At 44.7% G+C, this 5614-nt stretch carries 5 protein-coding genes; all 5 read left to right on the top strand.

All coding sequences use genetic code 11. From position 1 onward, the window contains the following. Positions 1-15: 15 nt before the first annotated feature. Entirely contained in the window at positions 16-555 is a 540-nt protein-coding gene (hpt, locus tag Q0J48_RS06385) for a hypoxanthine phosphoribosyltransferase (RefSeq protein ID WP_204685417.1), read from the top strand. Positions 556-563: 8 nt separating this feature from the next. Beyond that, entirely contained in the window at positions 564-2522 is a 1959-nt protein-coding gene (gene ftsH / locus Q0J48_RS06380; protein WP_296242629.1) for an ATP-dependent zinc metalloprotease FtsH, read from the top strand. A 27-nt stretch (positions 2523-2549) separates the two neighbouring features. Beyond that, positions 2550-3431, top strand: coding sequence for an Hsp33 family molecular chaperone HslO (gene hslO, locus Q0J48_RS06375; RefSeq protein ID WP_296242628.1), 882 nt, complete (start codon positions 2550-2552; stop codon positions 3429-3431). Beyond that, positions 3418-4404, top strand: a complete 987-nt coding sequence (gene dusB, locus Q0J48_RS06370) for a tRNA dihydrouridine synthase DusB (protein ID WP_296242626.1) — start codon at positions 3418-3420, stop codon at positions 4402-4404. Before hslO ends, dusB begins: the two co-directional genes overlap by 14 nt. Before the next feature lie 125 nt (positions 4405-4529). Beyond that, on the top strand, positions 4530-5614 hold a 1085-nt coding region (locus Q0J48_RS06365), incomplete at its 3' end, for an alpha-amylase family glycosyl hydrolase (protein ID WP_296242625.1).

Raw genomic sequence — 5614 nt, 5'->3', positions numbered from 1 at the left:
GAGGACTTTTGGATGATTAGTCAAGATATTCAAAAGGTTTTGATTGAAGAAACCCAGATCAATGAACGCTGTAAAGAATTAGCTGCTCAAATTGAAGCCGATTACCAGAAACGCGGACAAGTGCCGGTCATCGTCGGCTTGTTGAAAGGCAGCGTACCGTTTATGGCAGAACTGATCAAACGGTTTACTTTTCCTTGTGAGATCGACTTTATGTCAGTGAGTTCCTATGATGGCACCGAATCGATCGGTGATGTACGTATTGATAAAGATATGGATCTTTCTTGTAAGGGGCGCGAAGTCTTGATCGTAGAAGATATCGTCGATACAGGAAGAACGCTTCGTGAAGTGAAGAAGCTTTTAAAAAGAAAAGGGGCTGCCGATGTCAAAGTTGTCAGCTTATTGGATAAACCGGAACGCCGTGTTGTGGAGATCGAAGCCGATTATATTGGTTTTCGTGTCCCCGATGAATTCGTGGTGGGTTATGGTTTGGACTATAATCAAAAATATCGGAATCTACCGTATATAGGAGTGCTGAAACCTGAAGTCTATCGTTAGATAGGAGGATGCCTATGAAAAAATGGATCAATTATTTGCCCACTTTGTTTGTGGTTTTGATCGTCCTGTCTCTGTTTTTCTACAGTTCTCAGGGATCGACACGAACAATGAATTATACACAATTTAAAGAAATAGCTGAAGATGCCCGGTTTGGAGATACCAAAGTATCGATCTCGACATCGATCATTCATGTCGATGGTGTTCTCCAAGACGGCGATTCGAATATGCAGTACAGTGTGATCATTCCGAATTCGGAAGCGAATTTAGAATGGTTGGAAGATACTTTGACGGAAAACGGTGGTCAGATCACGGTGCAGGATCCTAGCCAGTCCAGTATCTGGATCACTCTGTTAGGAAACATCTTGCCGTTGGTGATCATCGGGGTCTTCTTTTACATCATGTTTGCCAAAATGGGTGGCGGCAGCAGTAATAAAGCGTTTGAGTTTGCCAAATCCAAAGCACGCGTGGAAACCAATGTCAAAACTAGATTCCGCGATGTAGCCGGATGTGAGGAAGAAAAAGAAGAAGTCAAAGAAATCATCGATTATTTGCGAAGTCCGAAGAAGTTCACCGATATGGGAGCCCATATCCCTAAGGGGATCTTGATGGTCGGGCCTCCGGGAACCGGTAAGACCTTGCTTGCCAAAGCGGTGGCCGGAGAAGCCAATGTACCATTCTTTTCTATCTCTGGATCGGATTTTGTTGAAATGTTTGTCGGAACCGGAGCCAGCCGTGTTCGTGATATGTTCAAGAATGCGCAAAAGAGTGCTCCTTGCATCGTTTTTATCGATGAGATCGATGCCGTGGGTCGTCAGCGTGGTGCCGGCATGGGCGGCGGTAACGACGAACGTGAACAAACTTTGAACCAGCTGCTGGTAGAAATGGATGGGATGACCGATAATATCGGGATCGTGGTGATTGCCGCGACCAACCGTCCAGACGTTTTGGACCCGGCTTTATTGCGAAGCGGCCGTTTTGATCGCCGTGTTACGGTCAATCTGCCGGATGTTAAAGGTCGTAAAGAAATCTTGGAAGTCCATGCCCGAAACAAGAAATTGGCTTCCGATGTATCGTTGGAAAATCTGGCGCGTCGAACACCGGGATTCTCAGGGGCTGACTTGGCCAATGTCTTAAATGAAGGAGCCATCTTAGCGGTCCGGAATAAAGAAACTCAGATCACGATGACAGATCTTGATGAAGCAATTGACCGTGTCATGATGGGACCGGCCAAGAAGAGTAAAAAATATACGGAAAAGGATAAGATGCTTGTATCGTACCATGAAGCGGGCCATGCGGTCATCGGGTTGAAGCTGGAAGATGCGGATATGGTACAAAAGGTAACGATCATCCCTCGTGGAGAAGCGGGCGGTTATAACTTGATGACGCCGCGGGAAGAAAAATATTTCCACCGCAAGAGTGAATTTATTGCCCGCATTACAGGTTTATTAGGAGGCCGAACGGCAGAAGAAATCGTATTTGGCGAAGTCAGTGCCGGGGCGGTCAACGATATTGAACAGTTGACGAAAATCGCCAAAAACATGGTTCGCGTTTATGGGATGTCCTCTTTAGGTCCGATCCAGTATGCGGATCCGCAAGGCAACGTCTTCTTAGGAAGAGATTATACACAAGGAAGCTCTTACTCCGATGGGGTTGCGGATGAGATCGATAAAGAAGTTCGCGCAATTGTCGATGCCTGTCATCAACAGTGCCGTCAGATCTTAACCGAAAATCGCGAACTGTTAGATTTGATCGCTAAAAATCTATTCGAGCACGAAACTTTGACGAATGAAGAGATCAATAATTTGATGAATTATGGTTCTCTGGAAGATCCTCATGCACCAAAGCCGGAACCAAAACCTGAACAGCCTCAACCGGATGTTCCACCGATCCCGAATAAGAAGACCGGTGTAGAACAAAAAGATCTGGATGATGCATTGAGTGAATTGACAAAGAAAAAAGACGTGTAATACGTCTTTTCTTTTGGAGGAAAGAAAATGAATGATTCGATATGTAAAGCGCTGGTCTGCCAAGATCATGTCCGCTTGTATTTGATCCGCAGTACCGATCTAGTTCAGGAAGCCAGAGATCGTTTTGATCTCTATCCTTGTGCCTGTGCTGCTTTGGGACGGACCTTATCGGTGGGCTCTTTGATGGGCAGCATGTTAAAGGATGAAAAAGAGATGCTGACGATCTCCATCAACGGTCATGGACCGATTGGCTCGATCATTGTAGATGCCTATCATGACGGCAGCGTGCGCGGGTTTTGTTCGAACCCTCATGTGGATACTGAATTTAAAGAAGCCGGAAAATTGAATGTCGGCGCGGTTGTCGGGACCCAGGGGACATTGACAGTCACCAAAGATCTGGGAATGCAGGAGAATTTCTCGGGAACGGTAGAGCTTGTCAGCGGTGAGATTGGAGAAGATTTCGCATTCTATTTTACGAAAAGTGAACAGACGCCGACTGCCGTCAGCGTCGGCGTTCTGGTCGATCCCACCGGGAATGTGGTGAGTGCCGGGGCTTTGATCTTGCAGGTGCTGCCGGATGCGACAGAAACTGACATTTCAATTTGTGAACATGTGATCGAAGGCTTGAAACCTATGAGCACGATCATTGCGGAATATGATGATGTGTCTTTAGAACAGCTTGCCAAAGATTTATTTGAAGATGCACATATCTTGGAATCGAAACCGGTTCGTTTTGATTGTCCTTGTTCAAAAGAGCGCATGGCAAGAGCTTTATCGACTTTGAAAAAAGAGGATCTGCAAGCTATGATCGAAGAAGATCACGGAGCTCAAATCACATGTAATTTCTGTAATGAGCGCTATTCATTCAGTGAAGAAGAACTGCAGGAGATCTTAGATGAAAGGCTTTGAGATCGGAAGTATCAAGATCGATAATCCTGTCGTTGTCGCGCCTTTGGCCGGCGTCAGCAACATCGCTTTCCGCCGCATCGCCAAAAAATTTGGAGCCGGCTTGGTCTGTAATGAAATGGTCAGTGATAAAGCTCTATATTACGCTTCGCAAAAGACGTTTGCGATGTGTGAATGCGATCCGGATGAACACCCGGTCAGTTTTCAGCTTTTCGGCCATGATGAAGAATCCGTCTTGTTTGGCGTCAAATACTTGGATCAAAACACCCAGTGCGATATCATCGATTTCAATATGGGCTGTCCTGTCAATAAAGTGATCAAAGCTCAGGCGGGCAGTTATTTAATGAAGGATATCGAATATGCCAAAGATTTGATGGCAAAAGTTGTGAAGGCTGTTTCCAAGCCGGTGACTGTCAAAATGCGGATCGGTTTTGATCAAGATCATATCAACTGTGTCGAGCTCGCAAAAGCGTTAGAAGAAGCCGGGGTAAAAGCGATTACTGTCCATGGCCGAACACGTTCGCAAATGTATGAGGGGAAGGCCGACTGGACGTATATCAGGAAGGTAAAAGAAGCGGTTTCGATCCCGGTGATCGGCAATGGCGATGTGCGTTCGGTCGATGATTTTCATCGCATGATGGATCAGACGGGGTGTGATGCGGTCATGATTGGACGCGGGATCATCGGGAATCCTTTTTTGATCCAGGAATGTGTTGATTCTTTGATTGGACGACATCATGATTATTCGATCGAAGACCGGATCCATATTTGTTTAGAACATGCCCAGGGACTGATCAAGACAAAATCGGAAACGGTAGCGATGAAAGAAATGCGGGGACTGGCTTCCTGGTATTTAAAAGGATTGCCATGTGCCAAAGCGTTCAAAAATCAATGCTCATCGCTGGAAACATATGATGATCTGGTCAAGATCCTTCAAGAATATAAAAATCGATTAAAGGAAGTTGAAGGCTGCTGAGCCTTCTTTTTTTGACTTGGACAAATTCCAAAGTTTGTGTAAACGTTCACATTTTTCCAAAAAAGCACCTTTTCTATCCTGATAAAGCGTTGTAAAATATAAGCATGAATTAAGGAGGTCTTAAAATGGACCATAAAAAAACAAAAGCCTTTTTCGAAGGTCGAGAACTCAGAGCTTATAATATTTTTGGTGCTCATATCAAACCCAAATCCGTAGAATTCAGTGTATGGGCTCCGCACGCACAGGCGATCAGTGTCGTAGGAACCTTTAACGATTGGGATCCGAAAAAGAATGTGATGAAAAAGGATGATCAGGGCATCTGGACCTGCACCAGCAAGTCCGCCAAAGAAGGGGATTCTTATAAATTCAGAGTCACACGAGCCAATGGCGAAGTTGTTGATAAGTCCGATCCTTACGCTTTTTATAGTGAACTTCGTCCGAACAACGCCAGCATCATCTCTTCTTTAAAATTTGATGCCTGGGAAGATCAGGAATGGATGAAAAAACGAAACAAAGGTTTCGATTCGCCAGTTAATATTTATGAGATCCATGTGGGAAGCTGGATCAAAGATGAAGATATGGTCGACTTTGTCCACTATGATCAGATTATTCAGGAATTGATCATTCATTGTCAACAGAAGCACTATACCCATGTAGAAGTCATGCCGTTGAATGAATATCCTTTTGATGGCTCGTGGGGATATCAATGTACAGGATATTTCTCCAGCACTTCTCGTTATGGAACCAATGCGCAGCTGATGCACTTTGTCAATGAACTTCATAAAGCCGGTATCGGGGTTATTATGGACTTCGTTCCTGTACATTTTGTTCGTGACGATTATGCTTTGCGTTTATTTGATGGAACGCCTACTTATGAATATGATCGTGAAGAAGACGCCAATTCACAATGGGATACATTGAATTTTAACTTGTGGAAAGAAGAAGTTCGATCTTTCTTGATGAGTGCCGCCAATTTCTGGCTGGAAGTCTATCATTTTGACGGATTGCGCATGGATGCCATCAGCAATGCCATTTACTGGCATGGCAATAAAAACAATGGTGTGAATGAGGGCGCCTGTGATTTTATGAAACGCATGAATTACATGCTCAATGAAGCTCACAATGGAAGCATCATGTTGATTGCCGAAGATTCAACGGATTTCCCGAATGTCACAAAATCCACTTTCGATGGCGGACTGGGATTTGATTA

Source organism: uncultured Faecalicoccus sp. (assembly GCF_944325745.1).
Lineage (GTDB): Bacteria > Bacillota_I > Bacilli_A > Erysipelotrichales > Erysipelotrichaceae > Faecalicoccus.
Note: the sequence above shows the minus strand (reverse complement) of the source record. Positions and strands in the feature narration are given on the sequence as shown.

Bases quoted from the DNA above. Each gene is read 5' to 3' on its own strand.
- ftsH (WP_296242629.1), top strand. From the start codon at position 564: ATGCCTATGAAAAAATGGATCAATTATTTGCCCACTTTGTTTGTGGTT.
- dusB (WP_296242626.1), top strand. From the start codon at position 3,418: ATGAAAGGCTTTGAGATCGGAAGTATCAAGATCGATAATCCTGTCGTT.
- hslO (WP_296242628.1), top strand. From the start codon at position 2,550: ATGAATGATTCGATATGTAAAGCGCTGGTCTGCCAAGATCATGTCCGC.